The sequence below is a fragment of the Pseudoalteromonas sp. GCY genome, from assembly GCF_016695175.1.
Taxonomy (GTDB): domain Bacteria; phylum Pseudomonadota; class Gammaproteobacteria; order Enterobacterales; family Alteromonadaceae; genus Pseudoalteromonas.
In genome coordinates, this window is the sequence record NZ_CP068022.1 from 744654 (window position 1) to 763994 (window position 19341).

Below are 19341 nucleotides of genomic sequence, written 5' to 3' on the forward strand. Positions count from 1 at the left end.
AGCTTTAACGTAAAACCCAAGAGCCAAGTCTCTTGGGTTTTTCTTGGCATTATAGGTCAACCCTAAACGAGCATAGCCCCACCATCACTCACTATCGTTGCGCCCGTTATATAACTGTCATTCATCAAAAACAAATATGAGTTGGAAATTTGAGAATCACTTCCAAGGCCTAGAGGAATTTTTTCCTCCAACTCTTTCAATGTTTTAAATCCTGGTGAAACGGTATTGACCCTAATAGGAGCAAGTTCAATTGCCAAAGCCTTCCCAAGTGATTCAACTGCACCGCTTATCGTACTTAATGTTGAGTACCCATTGTAAGGCCGTTTACCTAATGTTCCCGACGAAAACACAATACTCCCGCCATCGTTAATATATTCGTGAGCCAATTTAGCAAAGCTATACTGCCCCCAAAACTTAGTATCGAAAGCATGACGAACCTCTTTGAGATCGAGTTCTAAAAATGGAGAAACAATGAGTGGAGACTTAACAGTAAAAATTAGATGATCAATTTTTCCTATTTTCTCAAGTAGGTTTTTAATCTCACTTTCAACTGTGATATCAACCGAATAACAAGTACAACTTTCAAGATATGGCTGACTTTTAATGCTAGCTTGTTTGTCAAATGCAGATCTCGAGGCTATTAATACCTCACCTCCATCTTCACTTACGCGTTTTGCCAATGCGAGGCCAATACCTGTACTCCCACCAACAATTAATATCTTTTTTCCTTTCATTCCTTTTCTTCAACTCCTCTAACGTAAAAATCACAGCAGAGCCAAGCCTCATCTATTTAATACTCGACTACTGCTTTACGTTATATTGGGCTTAGAACCAAAAAAATCAACATTAAATTAACAACCCAATACCCGTTTAATAAACGGCCATTTTTGTTGAGTATATTGCTCTCGGTCATCTTTGTATTCTTGTACTAACGCCTGCTTTAACGCGCAGTACTCTGCTCTTAAATCTGATGATGCTCTTAATTTTTCCCTAAAAGAAATACGCTCTTGCCAAAGTAGGCTGTTGAAAGGAACAAGGTGTAAGTGATGGGTTCTAAACTCAGGCGTTGGTTTGCAAAACCAGTGCATTACGTCAGCTTTATAGGGGTAATAACAATAACCGTGCTGAGTGAGAACTTTGATGGCTTCTTTTGACGCCACTAGTGACTTAACACCCACCATAATATCTATCACAGGCTTAGCAACCATACCAACCACAGCTGTACTACCCACATGTTCAATATCACCTTCAATCCAAGGGCATAGCAAAGGCGCTAACCTTAGCTTTTCATCTTGGAACATCCGTGGCCAATCTTGATTATATTTAGAGAGTGAAATCGCTTGGTCTGCCATTGAAAGGAAGGTCCTGTAGTTGCTTTCGGTTTGGTTTGGAACAGTATATAGCTAAAGCAAAGCTTTGCTCATCACTACCACATCAACGCCTCGGTAATTGACGTTTTCGAGCGGTTGCCAGCCGAGTTTTCGATAAAGTCCACCTTCTGGGTGTTCCGTTTGTAAATATAACGTTTTGACACCGAATTTAATGGCTAGTCGCTCCGCTTCTTTGACTAAGCGTGGCGCTAGTTTATTTCCACGATAAGGCTTGTCCACATAGACACCACCAATCCAGTGCTCTTTATCTGTGTAGATACTCATTTCATGAAATTTAAGCTGCACGACTCCTGCGATTGTGTCGCCATCCAGCGCGACGATTACACAAGGAATGGCTGACTCGTTAAGATAGTCTAAAAGCTTTTGCTCAAAACGCTCTACAGAGGCCTCTTCAACAATGCTCCCCCATTCGTCAAAGTACCACTTAGCAATAATTGGTATCAGCGCTTTGTGCTGCACTAAAAGTTCAAATTCCATTTTCATTGCCTCAAATCATAAAAGCGCGGATACGTTCGCGCGCTATGCAGTAAAACGCTACACTTAACGCCCCGGAATGGAGGTAAATTCACAGTTTCGTTTTGCTTCATCCAAATTTTTTTGCCCTTGAATTACAAAATAATCAAGCTTCGCATCGATTAATATAGCCTGACGCGCAAGGTTATTATCATCGGGGTTCCAACGCCACTTTCTTATAGCCTGAAGTGCGCTGATATCAAAAACGCCCTCGGGATAACTGCTGGTGATTTTATAGCTTCCCACTCTCCCATCAGGGGTTATACCTAACGTCAAAGAAACACATCCCGATATCCCACCTTTGGCCGCCTCTATTGGATATATGGGTTCTATCCGGCGTTTTTGAATCCAATAACCATCCGCTTGAGTTTTGATGGGTAAATGTCGCATATCTACATAGCGAATATGTTTTAGCTCTTCAGCTGTTAACGGTACAGAAGTGTTACTTGTTTGACATCCAGAGAGTAGCAGCAACGCCAGAATGGTTATTCTTTTCATGTCACATTTAATCCTTTAAAATCAAGCACTGTAATTAGTTCCCTTTTATAGGTCAAGCTTCATAAACTCAAGTTAATTTCTATTTAACTGGAAGTTTAGAGCTAACTCATTGTTTTAAAATCACCTTAAATTATTTCCTTATCTAGCAACTCAGGTTATTTAATTGATAGATATAGATATCGTGCTTTTCACCGCCTATATCCAAAAAGGCTTTTAAATGAGTTTCGCGTTTCATCCCTAACTTCAGCATCAACCGCTGCGACTGCAGATTCTCAACGGCGCATATGGCCTGAATTGTATCTACAGAGAGACTTTGAAAAGCCTCCTTCATCAGTGCTGTTGCGGCTTCTTCCCCATAACCCTTACCAATCTCGACCTCAGCTAACCGGAAGCCAATCTCACCGACCCGTTTTCCTGCATCGACATATTTAAAAACGAGTTCACCAATAAGTTGAGCTTGTGGTTTTTTAACGATCGCAAGGATCAAACGCTCATCGACCCCACCTTTCCAAGGTTGGCAAGCTTGAATTAGCCTCTCTTTTGCCGATTCAAACGTGGCAGGCGCACCGATATATTTTGACGTATTTGGGTTTTTCCGATGGCTGTAAACCGCATCTAAGTCATCCATTGTCATTCGTCTTATGGATAAACGTTCTGTTTCAAACTGCATTGTTATTTTTCCCAAACATAAGATCACATACATAGCCATCAGTCTCATAGATAAACGCTATGTAGCAGAAACCACATGCATTCTATTACTCTTTACAAACCGGCATAAGGACAGTGCGTAAATGCCGCCAGGTCATAAACAGTAACAGCGCACAACCAAAAACGAGTGCCGCAAGTGACTCAAGGCCACTCAGTAGCCATCGGTTGACTAACCACGCCACGCAAGAGAAAAATAACAGCTCAACCGCGCCGACTAGCGCATTTGCTGTTCCTGCTTTCTCTGGATGTAAAACGCCAATAAGATGCATATAACTTGGAAAATAAGCGCCAAATACAAACATAATCGCAGCATAAGCAAGCAAAACAGCAAGCGCACTACCACTTGCAAATAGCAGCAATAACACGCTGACAACGAGCGCAGGCCAAGTCCAAATTACGATATCCAAATAAGCGCGCTTACGCTGCAATACCTTAGTTAATATTGATCCTATGAGTAAGCCAAACATGGGGATCATCATCGCCTGACCTATTGCATTGGCTTCCAAGCCAAACTGCCGTGCCAATAAAAACGGCAGATACAGTTGAATGGTGAGATACAAAAAAGTAGGCAACCACTTGAGCGACGCGAGGGAAATAAACGAGCGGTTTAACAATAGACTTTGATATTCATTAAAGAGCGCTTTTGGCCGTAATGACATGGTAATTTTACTGCTCTGCTGCATAGTTTTATAGCCATAAATCAGTATCAAAATATAGTAAGCGAATGCAAACCATGACATCCCCTGCCACCCTACCCAGCCAGATAACACTCCAGCCAAGAATGGACTACAAATAGCAGTAACACTCACCGACATTGATAACGTCGCCATTGCACTTTTAAGTTCACTACCTGATAATCTTGCAGCAAGAAGCGTTCTACCAATTAACACCGGCGACGCAGCACCAATACCTTGCAACACCCGACCGATAAAAAATACCTCGGCGCTAGATGCAACTGAACAAAAAACTGTGCCTAGCAGTAAAATACCCAGCCCACTAAAAAATAACGGCCTATCACCAAACTTATCTCGTAGCGGCCCAACCAGCAGTTGCGCAGCTCCTAGTGTAGTGAAATAGCTAATTACTGCTGCCTGTCCTTGACTAGGCGTAAGCTGTAAGGAATCCGTGATATTAGGTAAAACAGGGATGTAGATTTGGCTTGCGATTTGAGAGCAAGACATCAGCAAAACAGCTAAAAACACAACTTGAAACACGTCAACCCCCTTGAATTTACTGAGGATGATTTTATCGAGCTTTTAATATCCAAAAAACAAGGTAATAATAAAAACACTTATTCTTGCTAGGAAACAATTAATGGATTGGCTAACCGGAGTGCGGAGTTTTAGCAAAGTTGTAGAGTTTGGCAGTTTTACGCGTGCCGCAGATGAAGAGGGTGTTTCAGCATCTGCGGTGAGCAAACGAATTGACTGGTTAGAACAGCAGCTTGGCTTAACGCTATTTATTCGTACGACTCGCCAAGTCAATCTCACTGAGGCTGGGGAGCACTTTTTACCGAAGGCTTCTCTATGGCTAGCGCAATTTGAATGTTTAACTGATCACGGACAAGCACTGAATCAAGCGCCATCTGGTAGCTTAAAAATCGCTTCAACACTCGCGGTAGGCAGCACCATTTTAATGCCAAATATCGCCTCATTTTTAGCCAAATATCCCAAATTAAAAATTCATCTTAATGTCATCGCCCCGGGCGCACACCCAGATCTTACTCACGATTTAGTGATCACACGCTACTATGAAGCTTTTGACTCAGCCTCTCATAAAGGCAGCCGACTCATTGATTATCAAATGCAGATCTTTGGTGCTCCTCACTATCTCAAACAACATGAGCCTATCAAGTCCCTTAATGATCTGCGCCAACATAAAATGTTGTTAAGCAGTTATTACCACAAACTAGGCGGGATTATTTTAGAAAATGGCGATGTCTTCCAGTTTGACAACTATAACTTCGTCTCTGATCAACTTGACGCTATGCTGACAGCAGCAGTACAAGGTTTGGGACTGGTATTTATTGCGCCTAGCTATGTGAAAAGAGAACTCGACCAAGGTTTACTTATACCTGTATTACCTGAAGTAAAATCTGAAACAAAACAATTATGGGCGTATTATCCCAAGACAAACTACACCCCATATAAAACCCAACTTTTTATCGAACATCTTAAAAATCACCTTAACTCAACAAAGTAGATAAGATTGGCTTTCACATTTGTTCACAATTTAAGTACAAAAAATCCTCTAAAGATATAGAACTACATGGTAATTTAGGATGTTTACTCAATTTTGTAGTTATAAGCGGTACTAACCGAGTATTTCGCTAATATCGTGCTACACATAATCACTTTAAAGGACTAACTATGAGTTTTAATCTCTTTAAGAAAACCACACTGGCAACGCTAGTCTCTGGGCTAGCAGCAATGAATGTACAAGCAAGCCAACCGCTTAGTTTAGATACCATCACTAACCCAAAAATAAACTGTGACACAAAAACTGAATTATTGATGGCAAATGCTGAAAATGGCGCAAGTGACAATTTATTGTCCGCCGAGTCTATGTTGGATTTACTCAATACCCACTGCTACCAAGAACAAAAAACTACAACTGAAACCGAACGAAATCCACCAGAGTTAAGATCAATCCAGTTGAGCTCCAACTCAGTTAATGTCAATAACGGTGACAAAACCGTTGATATTACATTAAGATTTTACGATGAAAGCGGTGTAAAAGCTGCACGCGTTTATTTATCACCACCAACAGGCTTCAGTTGGGGTGGCAATAAATCTGCAGCCGCTGCTAATTGGCAGAAAACGAACGAACCGGGGGTTTACGAAAGTAAGGTTAGTTTCACTTTCACGGATGCTGACATCAATGGTAAATGGTTTTTAACCCTAGGCCATATACCAACGCTGTTCGCTTTTGGCTGCGCGAGAGTGAAATTGAAGCAGCGGGATTTAACCCAAATATCGTTGTCACAAATGATAAGGTTACCGAGGGCGTTAACCCTGAAATAAAATCTATTACGATTTCTGACACTGAAGTTGATGTCAACACAGGTGATAAAACGGTAAATATAGCCATAGAAGCTTATGACCACTCAACGATGTCTAAAGGTGTAATTAGGGTTTCACCACCTAGCCAGTATAAGTCACTTGCGATAAAACAGGCTGAGTCATCTGATTGGCAAGAAACAGACGTCGAAGGGGTATATCGTTCGAATTACTCTTTTACCTTTACTGATAAAGATCTACCAGGTGAGTGGTTTGTTGCCTCTGCGATGCTAACTGATAGCAATGGAAATATGGGGGCTTACAATCGAGGTCACTTTAACCAACTCGGTCTACCTTCCGTTATTACGGTTAAAAATCAAACTGAACTAGATATTGTGCCACCAAGCATTGACAATATCGCTTTTTCATCAAATCAATTGACCTCAACGAATGGTGAGCAAAACGTTACTTTAACCGTCACTGCGTCAGATATATCTGGTATGGCCAAAGGCTACTACTCTCTCAGGGCACCGGAAGGCTCCGAGGCAAAAGATAAACTATTTACCATAGAACAGTGGCAACAAGGTAGTGATCAAAATACGTCTGTTGGCACTACAAGCCTAAATTTCAGCACAGATGACTTGCAAAAAGGTCAAGGTGTTTGGCAGTTAGATGCCAACATTCAAATAGATTCTGCTGGCATTTATAGCCAAGGTGCAAAAGCACGAGAATTAACAACGTTAGGTGCCACGCCTTATATCTTTGTTGATGAAGAACAGATCAGTAAAATCTCAGTAAAAGATATAACGGGAGCAAAACAGGTAAAAACGGGAGCAAGCAATCGAGTTACGCTGGAAATAACTGAAAACACATTGTCCAGTTTACCGCGCCGATTTGATCTCTACCTCGATGCTGACGCCGCAGTCAAATTTGATTTCCATTCTATAGATCAAGGATATACAGTTAACTGCATCGACCTGAGTAACAGTCGCTTCTGTAGTTTTTCTGGCGCGTCTGATATTAAATCTGTTCAAGTTTCATTTACTGTAACGCCAGGCGAAGCTGGCGTGTTTGCACCCACTGTTCGCTTTTCATCAGAAGCCCCTGAATTAGACTACACAGACAACAAAGTCGCATTTCAGGTAACAAGCTATGAACCACAGCAATTTAGTGTCGTGTTTAAGAACTGGGATGGAAGCGTGCTTTCTACTCAAACTATTGAAGAAAATAGTGCTGCAACGGCTCCTCAAGTTCCGCCCCGGGAAGGTTATACATTTACTGGCTGGAATACCGACTTTAATGATGTCAATCAAGATCTTACCATTACGGCACAATTTGAGATTGATAAGTATCAAGTGAAGTTTGTGGATTGGAATGACACCGTCATCAAAGCAGCAGAAGTTGCTCATGGACAAGCAGCAACGCCGCCCACTGAGCCAAAACGAGATGGTTATACATTTACCGGTTGGGATCTAGCTTTTGACCAAGTCACCAGTGAGCTGGTTGTAAAAGCACAGTACAAAGCGAACTCAACGCCAACGACGACCGATAAGGAAGATAAAGGCAGCTCAGGTGGTGCGTTAGGTTACTTGTTTATTCTATTGAGTAGCGTCATGGTGGCAATTAGACGCAGAACATTACGCTCGCGCTAACTGGAAAACATCTTAAGGGAAGAATAGACTCAACCGAGTAACCGATTGAGTCTATTCTATTTAGCTGTAGTAGTGTGATTGCCAAGGGATGCTGACAGTATAAGTACTAAGCGATTTTGACGTAATAACACTATCAATGTTACTTTTATTCTACAAAGCGGCCGTTCAGCCAACTCATTTCTGCCCCATTTCTTTTTAGTTAAATCTATCAGTAAAATGAGTCAAGTAGTGTAATGGCTTACTTTTTCTAACCTTGGAGTATCGCACAAGTCTTTGTCTGGCTTAGGTTAACATTTAGAGTTGCAAAAAACTGAACTAAGCGATTGAAAAGAGAAAGTTATGAATCTCTTCCCCATATCGTCATCTATAGTGTATTTAGTTCTCTCTTTTCCATCTATTTCAACTTTGTGTAAGCGTGCAGCGAACTACACCTTACACCTAGAGGCTAACATGCCAGGGCAGTAAACTGTCGATATCGCACTGTGGCTGGGCTAATTTGTTTAAGCAATGCATCACATAGTCGAATGGGGTGTGGCCGTTTGCTCTGGCTGTTTCGATCACGCTGTAGAGGATTGCACTACTCTCTGCACCACTTGTGGTGAAGCTAAACAGCCAGTTCTTTCGGCCTATGACGAACGGTTTAATGGCACGCTCAGCACGATTGTTATCCATGCTTAACTGGCCGTTTTCAAGGTAGCGAATGAGTTTCGGCCATTGTCTTAGCGTGTAATGGACGGCTTCACCTAGCTTCGATTTTGGTACCACCGTTTGTGCTGATTTATCTAACCAGGTTTTAAACTGGGCCAGCAGCGGTGCGCTTTGTTGTGCCCGTGCAATCTGCCGCACTTCAGCGCTTGCTGTTTTGTGCGCAGTTTCAACTCGATATAGTTTTTGAATATGGTTAAGTGCCCAATCGGCTTTACCGGCTTTACCGGTTTTGCCTTTGGCTTGTGCATCTGCTGCTTCTTTGAACTTGCGTCTTGCATGTGCCCAACAGCCAACAAGGGTCGCCTGTGTTTGCTCGTAGCCTGCATAACCATCTACTTGTAAGTAGCCATCATATCCTTGTAAAAATTCCACAGGACAGCGACCCCACGACTATTCTGATAGTCGAACAGTGCGATATTGGGGATTTTTGACTCAGCCACAGCCGAGTCCGTGCCGCTACAATACAGCCACATGTAACTGGTCTGTTTGTCTTCTTTTACCACCTTAACCGTGGTTTCGTCGGCATGCAGTACCGGTTGCTGTAACAACACTTCGTGCAACCTGTCGTAGAGCGGTTTGAATAAGCTGGCGCAGCGTATCACCCAATCCGCCATAGTTCGCCTTCCCAGCGCGATACCATATTGCTTGAACAAGTTTTCCTGTCGATACAGCGGTAAGCCATACTGATATTTACTGGTGATGATTTGGCTCAGCAAGCTCGCCGTGGCAATGCCTTTCGGGATTGGGCTCGGTGGTACTGGAGCTTGTTTTATCTCAACTTGAGTGTGCGTTTTTTCACAGTGTCGGCAGCTATATTTAGGTCTGACACGAAACAAATCGCGAAACAAATCGCATAACGAAACAAATCGCAGACACCCATCACTAATTTGCACCTTCCAAAGATACCGCCTAAGCTTTAATTCTGCACTCAAAGGATTGAGGAAACCAACTATGGCTACTGCCCGTAAAAGACAAATCAGTCTAACCGACACCAAATACTACCACTGTATCTCCCGTTGCGTAAGGCGCGCCTTTCTCTGCGGTGAAGATAAACTTACTGGCAAATCATACGAGCACCGCCGGGGTTGGGTTGAAGAAAAGCTCTTGATGTTGGGGTCTGTGTTTTGTATTAATGTCTGTGCTTATGCCGTGATGAGTAATCATACTCACATTGTTTTATATGTTGATGATAAAAAGGCTAAGCGCCTGTCGGATAAAGCGATTGTGATACGATGGCACAAGCTGTTTAAAGGTAATTGGGTAAGCCAAAAATTTATTGAAGATGAGCCACTCAATGAATCGGAGCAATTGATACTCGATGAGCTGGTTGATGAGTACAGAGAAAGGCTCGCAGATATTAGCTGGTTTATGCGAGTACTCAACGAAGATATCGCCCGCCGAGCAAATAAAGAAGATAATTGTACAGGTCGGTTTTGGGAAGGACGATTCAAATCCCAAGCATTACTGGACGAGGCTGCACTGGCTGCTTGTCTCGCTTACGTATACCTAAACCCCATTAGAGCCAAAATCGCAGCAACGCCCGAGACCTCAGACTACACCAGCATCAAAAAGCGCATCGACCACGCTAAACTGGGTAATCAACCAAAAAGTCTACTACGTTTTGCTGGCAGCCCACGAAAACATATGCCTAAAGGCCTGCCCTTTGATCTCAAATCCTATATTGAATTAGTTGAACTCACAGGCCAATGTATTCGCGCCGATAAACGCGGTTATATCTTTGAGTCTCAGCCTATACTCACTCGGTTAAATATAGAGCCTGAGAACTGGATAAAACTCACCACGCAATTTTCTCGGGTATTCCACGGTGCAGTTGGTCGAGAGCGGACAATAACCGCTTACTGTGAAACACTGCAAAAACGACGACGGACAAACCTAACAAACTGCGAGCGCTTGTTGGCTTAGCAAAACTCACATTCTCAATTCTAGAATTTCTTACTGTTGTATTAGCAGCGCGTTGTCGGGCGCGATAACTCAGTTTTGGTGTAGAGATATGCTTTGGCGCTAAAAATTAGCCTATCGATAACCGTTTTTTTACCTAGTGATTTAAGTATTTTATACTTTTCAAGCTAAATTTCTCAGCTTTGATGTTAATAGTGATGGGAGTCACTTATTTTACTCCTTATTTTACTTAATCAGAAAAGGTAATCATATCTGAAGAGTTAAACACACAACGAGAGTTTGGAACAATTCGTATAGAGTGCAGGGTGAGAGCATACTTCGTTAACGACCATTAACCGAAGATAAGCTCTGCTCTGAATTCATCGTCAAAGCTGGCCCGAACACACTTGCCACGTATCGAATCTTTACGTCCTGTGTGCTGTTTTACCAAGTTGCGAACAACCCGTCTGAACAGCGCCATATTCTCTGCCGAAACCGGCTCACTGATCTGGCAAGCGTCTTCTTTAAACACGACATCCAACACCCAATGCTGTTGGTTCTCGATGTGCCAATGGTGGCGGATAGCTTTTTGTAACATCTGTGCATCAGGCTCAACTGAAGTGACATAAAAGTGCGTGTCTATTTTTGTTATCAGCAAGATCATGATGTTGATTGATAGAAGAACGCTTATCTTCAACAAGTTCAAGGTGGCTAAATAACGACATAATTAACAAGTAGATAGTGATAATGTGGGCGTTATTAGATCAGAAAAGGACCGGGTGTTAAAGCCTTTTTACAAAGTGTGATCCCGCCGTGGTATAGAGTGGGTTGATGGCTGTTATTCAGAGTTTTGGTGCTCCAAAGCTGAGTTGTAAACATAACTGTTCAAGAATGATTCGCAGCGCGTGGCATTTTTACTGTGCGTTGCGTTTAGTGTTTAAGGTGGTCTGCGGCGGCTTCGGTATTGCGTTGCTCACACCTTAACAGGGCGCACAACACAGAATCAACTCCTTGCTCTAAACGGTTAGTTGAACTATTATCTGTACGTTATTTTGTACCATTTGGAGTTCAATATGAGTCGTATTCATTTCGATCAAGATATTCAGCCGTTATCTGAATTTCGTGCTGGTGTAGCTTCTTACATCAAACAAATCAATGAGACTCGCCGTCCATTGGTAATCACACAACATGGTAAAGGTGTAGCTGTTGTTCTCGATGTTGCAGAGTATGAAGCAATGCAAGAGAAAATAGAATTACTAGAAGAAATGCGCACCGCTGAAGCTCAATTAGCTTCAGGCCTTGGTGTTTCCAATGATGATGCTCGTACTCAAGTACTGGGGCGCATTAAGAAATGAAAGTGGTTTGGTCTCCATTAGCGCTTCAGAAGCTAGGCGATGCAGCTGAATTTATTTCTTTGGATAATCCATCTGCCGCAGAAAAGTGGGTGAACGAAGTTTTTGATAAAACTGAACTACTTGGAAGTATGCCTGAAATGGGGCGCTTTGTTCCTGAAATGCCCCATACAAATTATCGCGAAATCATTTTTGGTCACTATCGTATTATCTATAGCTTAAGTCATGAGATCCGCGTACTAACAGTGCGTAATTGTCGTCAAATGTTGTCGGAAGATGACCTGTAGAACTGTGTTATAACGCGACGTTATATTGAACTGCCGAGTTTGGCACTTATACCGTCAATATCCCTAGGTGATCACACTTATTCATATTAGCTTTGCCTTAACCCTTCACAAGGTTCCTGCTTAACCATTTTATTACTAGGATAATAGGTCGCCCATAGTACGATTAAACTTATGAAAATTGGTATTCCTACCAAACCAATCACATAGCTATTACCGTCGATAATCATTGATTTCGTGATCTGACTTATAACCCATAAAGACATAAGAATACCGAAAGCCAGCCCAGCGCCTAATTGAAGAGAAGCTTCTTTAAGAAACAGTTTAATTACGTCTGAATTTTTGGCTCCTAACGCACGCCTCGTAGCAATTTCTTGCGTACGGATAATGATACTGTTTGAGGAAACGGCATAGATGCCACTTGCGGCTAGCATTAATGCGACAACGCCACACCAAAGAAAAATCGTATTTACTGCATTCACTAATAGCATCGGCTGTTTGATTAAACTTTGATAGCTTTGCACATGATATAGCGTCACCTCATTATCCATGCCATTTACAGCTTGCCTGAGAGCCGATTCTGCAGCATTAAGTGAGCCACTGTAGTGAATCACAATTTCCATGGTCCACCCTCTTAGATCCATTAATCCATAGCCAGTATGCCAAGCACTCGTCGATTGCATTGTTGGTCCATGAACACTATCAGACACAATTCCAACAATTGTTCGCCATTCTGTATGCCAGCCACCTTCATCAACCGTTCTTACTTTTTGACCAAGCGCATCATTGTTTGGAAATAACGCCTCTGCCATTGAAGCATTTATAATTGTTGGAGATTCTCCACTATCAACATCTCTCAGCTCGAAGCTTCTGCCTTCAATAATGTTCATACCAACGACTTGCCAAGCATCTCGGCTAACAACTTCAAAGTTCCACATTGGATTTTCATTATAAACAAGCGCTTCTCTACCTTGGATTTCAAAATGTGAACTCCCTCCGCCAGTGCCAGGTAAACTGGTAAAATATCCTACACCGTTGATGTTTGGCTGCTGTTCCAGTTTATCTTTGAGCTGATAATAAAAATCGTTTCTTTTTTTAAGCTCCGATGTTGGATAGCTAGTGCTGGGTAATTGAATAGTGGCAGTCAATCGCTGCTCCGTTTTTACCCCATAGTCTGCATTTTGAGCCGCATAGCCAGTGCTTAGAAGAAGCGTCGCAACGACTAACACAACTGAGGATAAGATGACTTCTGATATGACAAGCAACTTGTTCATTCTGCCAGCCTTTTTCCCAAGAGCACCTCTTGTTCCATCTCTTAGCACGGCATTAACATCTTGTGCCAATGCTCTCATTGCGGGAATAAAGCCGGTTACAAAAACCATAAAGATCACTGACAGTAATAGAACCAAAATTGCGTCCATTTCTAGTGACAACACCCACCAAAAAGGACGTTCTCCATTGACTGAAAATATCTCGTCTAACACATCATTTGTAATGCTTGTACCGAAAGATGCGAATATAAAGGCGAGGATCGCACCCAAACCACAAATGAATAAGCTTTCCCACAGCATTTGTAAGATCAATCTCTTTCTAGGGATCCCAAGAGAAATTCGAATTGCAACTTCTTTTGCCCTTTCATTCACTCGAGCCAAAAGCAAATTGCCAATGTTAATACAACTCAAGAATAATATCAGAACAACAACACAGGACATGGCGATAAATATGGGGTAATGATGCGCAACACCGTCATCAGTCATTTTAAAGTTAAAAACTCTGATATAGCCACCTGGAGAATCTGCTCGCCAACTAAACTCTTGCGGTAAGGCGAGGAATTGGCGTGTAACTAAGTTACCTACTTCTTTTTCAAACTGACTCAAAGAGACATCAGGCTTTAATCGAGCCACACCATTAAGCGAGTCTCGAAAGGCATCAGAAGGGTGAGTAGGCTCGAACTGGTTAACAGCTAATGGTTGCCAAACTTGAGCAAAGGCCGGAAATGAAAACCCAGCAGGCATCACGCCAATGACTTGTTTAGAAATGCCATTAACCTTAAGGTTCATGTTTAAAATATCATTACTTCGAGCAAAGTATTGGTCCCACAATTCGAAACTTATTACAACCACAGGCTCTGCGCCTATCTCATGATCTTCAGGGCTAAAACCTCTACCCAAAACTGGTTGAGTTTTCGCAACTTCAAAAAGATTCCAGTCACTATGGCTAGAGTGAACTTTTATTGAACCTTGCCCATTGTTAATATTACTAATGGTTGATGTTCCCGTCCTATACAAGCTCATATTATCAATGAGTTTTGACTCTTGACTAATATAGTTCAAATGGAAAGGATCCGTTCTCTGCCCTCGCCCATGCGCTTCTCTATATTCACCTTCAATTGCAACGATTGGAGTGTCGCCATTTAACGTTAAAGGTTTAAATATTAACTGTGATAGAAGCGTATATGTATAAATAGAAAGCCCCAATCCTATCGCGACTATGAGTATCGACATTGATGAAAATAGTGGCTTTTTCAACAACCCCCTGAATACGTACTTTATATCAATCCAATAGTTCATATTCCGATCCCTTTAACGCATGAGTCCCCATTGATCTGATGTTATTTGATATGTCCCCTACAATTTCACCATCAAACACTTCTATAATACGTTGTGTTCTTTTCGCTGATGCAGGATCGTGAGTAACCATACATATAGTCGCGCCCTCTTTATTTAAAACCTCCAACAATTTCATCACCATTTCAGCGTTTTTCGAGTCCAAATTACCAGTAGGCTCATCAGCTAAGATAATAGAGGGATTACCTGCAATCGCTCTCGCGACTGCTACTCGTTGCTGCTGTCCTCCCGATAATTGAGATGGGTAGTGTTTTGCTCGGTGCGCCATATCTACTTTTTCTAACGCGGATACTACTGACTGTCTTCGCTGGTCAGCGGTCAAGTCTGTTCGGTATGTTAATGGTAGCTCTACATTTTCTTCAATTGTCAAATCGCTAATAAGATTAAATGATTGAAAGACAAAACCAATTTCTTTATTTCTAATTCTAGCTCGCTCATCAGTATCAATATCAGATGCGTCATGACCTGCTAATTGGTACATTCCTTTCGTTGGCGTATCTAACAAACCAAGCAGAGAAAGTAATGTGGATTTTCCGCAACCAGAAGGTCCCGTAATGGCAATATACTCTCCAGAATATATTGTTAAGTTAATGTTTTTTAACGCATGGGTTTCTACTTCATCGGTATAAAAAACTTTGTCTAAAGATTCTAGTTTAACTAGAGTTTTATTATTCTTACTCATTGGCTTTCCTAATTAATTTGAATACGTTCGTGTTGTTTCCAACCCGAGGCGTCTGAAACGATGACTTGGTCTCCTTCCTTCAAACCACCTTCTATTTGAATATACTGACTCGACATAAAACCAAAGTTCACTGGATGCTTTACCGCAAAATCTCCCGATGTTTCCAAAACATAAATTTCCATCTGACTAAAGCTATTAGCAAACATTGGCCTTCTAACAAACAAAGTATTGGGAATGGTATTAATCTCTATCACCCCATCAACTGATAACTCAGGGCGAGCTTCTTTAGGTAATGCGCTCGTGAGTTCAATATCTACTTGAACGGACCCATTTGATACGATGGGGTCAATACGAAGTACACTACCTTCAATTTTACTGCTTCGTGTATCGAGAATAGTGCGTTGGCCTACAACAACATCTTTTATCTGTTTTTCAGGAATTCTAAGTTCAGCAATAAAGATGTCACTTCTAGCCAGCAATGCCAAGTTGGTCCCTGCATTTACCTCCTGCCCAAGCTCAATAGGTACTTCTTGAATTATACTATCCATCGTTGCTGTCACTTTTAGACTATCTACTTGTTGAGCGTATCTATCTACAGCCTTTTGCATCATAGTTAATCGCGCTTCACTAGCTTCAATCTGTGCCGCTAAATTCTCTTTACGTTTCTCTAAACGCTGCTTTTCCAACATCCATTGTTGTTCATACTGCATCACATCCATTTTGACTTCCTCGAAGTCTATTTTCGAAATTGCATCGAACCCCTTTTCCAACAGTTCTTGTTGCGCATTTAAGGTAAGCTTACTGCGTTCAAAACCAAGCTTCTCATTCATTACTCTGATCTCTTGATCGAGTAACTCAGATTCCAACGCAACCTTTCTTGCTTGTACTTCTGATTGCAACGCTTGTAGTTCCCATTTAGCCTCTTCCATTTGTTGCGATAAATGAGGGTTACTAAGTTCCAAAATAAGCTCACCTTGCTTCACTACTGCTCCAGGCTTTTTAAGTATTCTTTCTACTCGTCCTGAAACACTCACCGCCATCCAACGCTTTTCCTTTGGTACCAGTACGCCTGTTCCCCTCACATTGATGTTCAGCTCACCTCTTTTTACACCATCAATTAACAAACTTTCCTTCTTAGCTAAGTAGGAGGCATTACTTGTATTTAACATAAATATGGTCGCTAAAGTGAGGCAGGTAACCGTAACAAGGCCCCACTTAACTCGTCTGCTAACCCCTTTCTTGTTATCTTTTCGAACTATATCCATTACTTATCCTAAAAATTTGGAAATCATCGACCTTTAACATCCAATGTAGGTCTTTCAATGAATTTTAATAAGACAAGAAAGGTAAAATAAACCGCGCTAAAAGTTTACAAAAGTTTGCATTTAACTCAGCGAGTTAACAGGTATAATGAGGATTAGGACTATCTAGGGAGGATGCTGTAGTTGAATATCAAACCCAAATTACTCATTATTGAAGACGAACCAGCTATTTTACGCGGATTAACCGACCTTTTCGTTTTTCACGGCTATGATGTACATAGTGAATCTGATGGTGTATTAGGGTTAAAATGCGCAATTCACGAAAATTATGCCTGCGTTATCCTTGATGTAATGCTTCCATCCATGAATGGTTTCGATATCTGTAATAATTTAAGGCAGTCGTCTCCTTCACAACCTATTTTAATGTTGACAGCTAAAAATAGTGAAGAAGACATCATCAACGGTCTTTCTTTAGGCGCTGATGACTATGTTGCAAAGCCATTTTCCACATCAGAGCTGGTATTGAGAGTTAATGCCCTTGTTCGTCGTTCGGGTTGGACAGGAGCAGAGCAAACGCTTGTATTAAGCCCTGATATCACAATCAACACGCAAACTTTAACGGGCAAGTTAGGAAACAATGAAACAAAATTTACACGTAGAGAAGTCGAGGTACTGTGTTACCTACATCGTCAAAAGCACCCTGTTTCTCGCGACGAACTGCTTAAAGAAGTGTGGGGTTATAAAGAGACTCGCGATATAGACACTCGTACGATTGATATACACATCGCAAAACTTCGAAAGAAAATTGAACATGATGCCAAATCTCCTCAATATTTAGTGACCCATCGTGGAGAAGGATACCAACTTCATGCTGATTAAGTGGCTAACCTCTAGTCGTGAGCCAACATATACGCCTTTGAACTATCTTCAAGGTGTTAAAAAGCTTCGGGTGCTAACTAGCTTAATCACGCTGTTAATTATGATTCTTATGGCTCTGTTATTGTACTTTAGCTATCAATCTGCTCGAGAGTCTCAGCTAGATAGTTATCGCCAAGAAGCCCGTAATTTGATTCAAGTTACAAACACAAAACTGTTTCGAAAGCTCATAGCGCATGACTCTATTCCCGCTACTGCGTTCGACTATTACAGTTACTCATATAACTCACAGACTAATCAAACGGATAAATTACGTTCACCGTTAGTATCTCCAGCGACTCAACCAAACATTCCCGGGTTGGTTGGCTTTTTTCAAATAAATGCAGATCACCAATTTAGTAGCCCGATTTGGATCAAAGAAATTAATTTCTATGCTGGGATGGAACAACAAATAAATTCCACATCACCGTTTGAAAAAAAAGCCTTCGAAATACTGCAATTGGTTTCTCAATCATCGCGCATCAATGCATTATTGGGTAATAGCCTAAATCTCAAAAAGCAGCATTGGAATATCACATTTGATGTGCCTGATAACTTACTATTTTACAGAATAATAACCAACTCTGAGAGCGCCAAAATACAAGGTTTCTTAGTCGAAAGAACACTCTACTTACAACGACACATTAATGATATTTTGGCGCTACGCAGCTTTTCTGACTCTGTGCTCGTGAAACTCACAGATAATGAGGGGAATGCCGGCGATGAATATTTCCTCTATCAAAAAACTGAAACGAATGAAGTCATCGTAAGTAATCCGGAACAAACAAATATCAACCTTCAGCAACAAATAATTGACTCGAGTACGCTAAAGTGGCCTTATTCGAATTACGATATATCAATTTCGACAAAAGCACTGCCTTTCTCGAAGAATATGTTTTTAGGAGGTGCTTTTCTTGCTGTACTCTTTAGCGCCTTACTTATTGGCTGCTTTGGTTTCTATAGACTTGGCCTTGAGCAACTGCAACTTGCTGAACAACGGTTAAACTTTGTTTCTTCTATTAGTCATGAGTTAAAAACACCACTGACATCCATAAAAATGTACAGTGAGATGCTACAGGCTGGTATCGTACAATCGCCAACACATCAAGCTGAATACTATGACTTTATACACAGCGAAAGCGAACGGTTAAGTAGATTGATAGATAATATTTTACAACTTACAAAGTTGCATCACCAAAAGCAAACAGTTAAACCACAACCAGTTAGCGTTGCTGTTTTAATGGATATCATCCATTCAAAAGCATCCTCTTTGATGCTGAAACACAACTTTAAACAACATATAAGTACAGAGCTTGTTGCGCCTGAAGAAACCATGTTAAACATGGATTTAGATGCTTTTTCACAAATAATAATAAATATCACAGACAATGCGATTAAATTTTATGACCAAGCTAAGATTAACGACATAGAAAGACAAAAAGTCGATTTTATATTCCGTCGCCAATCCGGCCAAATAAATATGCTAGAACTAGAGATCCGCGATTATGGTGCAGGTATTACGGAATCCCAAGAAAAACGAATTTTCGAACTTTTCTACCGTGCTGGTAACGAGCTCACAAGAGCGACTCAAGGAACCGGAATTGGTCTGGCGCTTGTTCACGAGCTTGTCCATGCACATCGTGGGGAAGTCTTAGCGGTTCGAAGAAACCCTGGCTTAGCAATCAATATCACTTTTCCAATCAACCCCATTCATTAATGTATCAAGTAATCTGAGCTGCGGGTGATTAAGGCAAATTTTAAATACAATAAGTTTGCTCGTTCTTTATCCAACCTCAGGTTAAATACTAGAAAGCAGCTCAATACTTAATACTTAACACTTAATACTTAATA

18 protein-coding genes and 2 pseudogenes are annotated in these 19341 nt (G+C 41.3%); 8 read left to right on the forward strand and 12 right to left on the reverse strand.

All coding sequences use genetic code 11. The annotated features are described in order from the left end of the window. Nucleotides 1-62: 62 nt before the first annotated feature. From JJQ94_RS02840 to JJQ94_RS02865, 6 genes are all read right to left on the reverse strand, one after another. The gene (locus tag JJQ94_RS02840; protein ID WP_039491289.1) at nt 63-734 is read right to left on the reverse strand and encodes an SDR family oxidoreductase; all 672 of its coding nucleotides are present in this window, start codon (nt 732-734) and stop codon (nt 63-65) included. A gap of 117 nt (nt 735-851) precedes the next feature. Next, complete coding sequence (locus JJQ94_RS02845) at nt 852-1352, reverse strand: GrpB family protein (protein WP_099031276.1); 501 nt, start codon at nt 1350-1352, stop codon at nt 852-854. A gap of 51 nt (nt 1353-1403) precedes the next feature. Further along, nucleotides 1404-1868, reverse strand: coding sequence for a GNAT family N-acetyltransferase (locus tag JJQ94_RS02850; RefSeq protein WP_099031275.1), 465 nt, complete (start codon nt 1866-1868; stop codon nt 1404-1406). A 63-nt stretch (nt 1869-1931) separates the two neighbouring features. Next, nucleotides 1932-2402 (reverse strand): energy transducer TonB, encoded by a 471-nt coding sequence (locus JJQ94_RS02855; protein ID WP_099031274.1) that lies wholly within the window; start codon nt 2400-2402, stop codon nt 1932-1934. A 142-nt stretch (nt 2403-2544) separates the two neighbouring features. Beyond that, complete coding sequence (locus JJQ94_RS02860; protein WP_099031289.1) at nt 2545-3072, reverse strand: GNAT family N-acetyltransferase; 528 nt, start codon at nt 3070-3072, stop codon at nt 2545-2547. Between the two features lie 85 nt (nt 3073-3157). Then, a complete protein-coding gene (locus JJQ94_RS02865; RefSeq protein WP_236596423.1) occupies nt 3158-4291 on the reverse strand; it encodes an MFS transporter in 1134 nt (377 codons plus the stop codon). Nucleotides 4292-4424: 133 nt separating this feature from the next. Between JJQ94_RS02865 and JJQ94_RS02870 the strand changes: the two genes are divergently transcribed. The 3 genes from JJQ94_RS02870 to JJQ94_RS24085 all read left to right on the forward strand — a co-directional run bounded on the left by JJQ94_RS02870 (nt 4425) and on the right by JJQ94_RS24085 (nt 7761). After that, nucleotides 4425-5312 (forward strand): LysR family transcriptional regulator, encoded by an 888-nt coding sequence (locus JJQ94_RS02870; RefSeq protein ID WP_099031272.1) that lies wholly within the window; start codon nt 4425-4427, stop codon nt 5310-5312. Between the two features lie 167 nt (nt 5313-5479). Next, nucleotides 5480-6133, forward strand: coding sequence for a hypothetical protein (locus tag JJQ94_RS24080; protein WP_236596424.1), 654 nt, complete (start codon nt 5480-5482; stop codon nt 6131-6133). Nucleotides 6134-6609: 476 nt separating this feature from the next. Next, a complete protein-coding gene (locus JJQ94_RS24085; protein WP_236596481.1) occupies nt 6610-7761 on the forward strand; it encodes an InlB B-repeat-containing protein in 1152 nt (383 codons plus the stop codon). Nucleotides 7762-8199: 438 nt separating this feature from the next. On the opposite strand, the gene JJQ94_RS24410 is transcribed toward JJQ94_RS24085, so the two are convergent. Both JJQ94_RS24410 and tnpC read right to left on the reverse strand, forming a co-directional pair. Then, nucleotides 8200-8274: a hypothetical protein gene (locus tag JJQ94_RS24410; protein ID WP_442960324.1), complete on the reverse strand. Its 75-nt coding sequence runs from the start codon at nt 8272-8274 to the stop codon at nt 8200-8202. Nucleotides 8275-8316: 42 nt separating this feature from the next. Next, nucleotides 8317-9461, reverse strand: a pseudogene (gene tnpC, locus JJQ94_RS24090) (IS66 family transposase); the annotation flags it as partial. Between tnpC and JJQ94_RS02890 the strand changes: the two are divergent. Beyond that, the gene (locus JJQ94_RS02890) at nt 9421-10392 is read left to right on the forward strand and encodes a transposase (RefSeq protein ID WP_099031269.1); all 972 of its coding nucleotides are present in this window, start codon (nt 9421-9423) and stop codon (nt 10390-10392) included. The pseudogene tnpC and the gene JJQ94_RS02890 sit on opposite strands and share 41 nt — an antisense overlap. Nucleotides 10393-10720: 328 nt before the next feature. Here the strand turns inward: JJQ94_RS02890 and JJQ94_RS02895 are convergent. Continuing rightward, nucleotides 10721-11017, reverse strand: a pseudogene (locus JJQ94_RS02895) (ISAs1 family transposase); the annotation flags it as partial. Nucleotides 11018-11441: 424 nt separating this feature from the next. On the opposite strand from JJQ94_RS02895, the gene JJQ94_RS02905 reads away from it, so the two are divergent. Both JJQ94_RS02905 and JJQ94_RS02910 read left to right on the forward strand, forming a co-directional pair. Continuing rightward, nucleotides 11442-11723: a type II toxin-antitoxin system Phd/YefM family antitoxin gene (locus JJQ94_RS02905; RefSeq protein ID WP_172439966.1), complete on the forward strand. Its 282-nt coding sequence runs from the start codon at nt 11442-11444 to the stop codon at nt 11721-11723. Then, a complete protein-coding gene (locus JJQ94_RS02910; RefSeq protein WP_099031267.1) occupies nt 11720-12007 on the forward strand; it encodes a type II toxin-antitoxin system RelE/ParE family toxin in 288 nt (95 codons plus the stop codon). Before JJQ94_RS02905 ends, JJQ94_RS02910 begins: the two co-directional genes overlap by 4 nt. A gap of 86 nt (nt 12008-12093) precedes the next feature. On the opposite strand, the gene JJQ94_RS02915 is transcribed toward JJQ94_RS02910, so the two are convergent. The 3 genes from JJQ94_RS02915 to JJQ94_RS02925 are packed head-to-tail and all read right to left on the reverse strand — an operon-like array spanning nt 12094 to nt 16578. Beyond that, entirely contained in the window at nt 12094-14574 is a 2481-nt protein-coding gene (locus tag JJQ94_RS02915) for an FtsX-like permease family protein (RefSeq protein WP_099031266.1), read from the reverse strand. Then, nucleotides 14558-15313, reverse strand: a complete 756-nt coding sequence (locus JJQ94_RS02920; protein ID WP_099031265.1) for an ABC transporter ATP-binding protein — start codon at nt 15311-15313, stop codon at nt 14558-14560. Before JJQ94_RS02920 ends, JJQ94_RS02915 begins: the two co-directional genes overlap by 17 nt. A gap of 8 nt (nt 15314-15321) precedes the next feature. Further along, nucleotides 15322-16578, reverse strand: a complete 1257-nt coding sequence (locus JJQ94_RS02925) for an efflux RND transporter periplasmic adaptor subunit (RefSeq protein ID WP_099031264.1) — start codon at nt 16576-16578, stop codon at nt 15322-15324. A 180-nt stretch (nt 16579-16758) separates the two neighbouring features. Between JJQ94_RS02925 and JJQ94_RS02930 the strand changes: the two genes are divergently transcribed. Both JJQ94_RS02930 and JJQ94_RS02935 read left to right on the forward strand, forming a co-directional pair. After that, nucleotides 16759-17454, forward strand: coding sequence for a response regulator transcription factor (locus tag JJQ94_RS02930; RefSeq protein ID WP_165384138.1), 696 nt, complete (start codon nt 16759-16761; stop codon nt 17452-17454). Beyond that, entirely contained in the window at nt 17444-19207 is a 1764-nt protein-coding gene (locus JJQ94_RS02935; protein ID WP_099031263.1) for a sensor histidine kinase, read from the forward strand. The genes JJQ94_RS02930 and JJQ94_RS02935 overlap by 11 nt, the downstream gene beginning before the upstream one ends. Nucleotides 19208-19341: the final 134 nt, after the last annotated feature.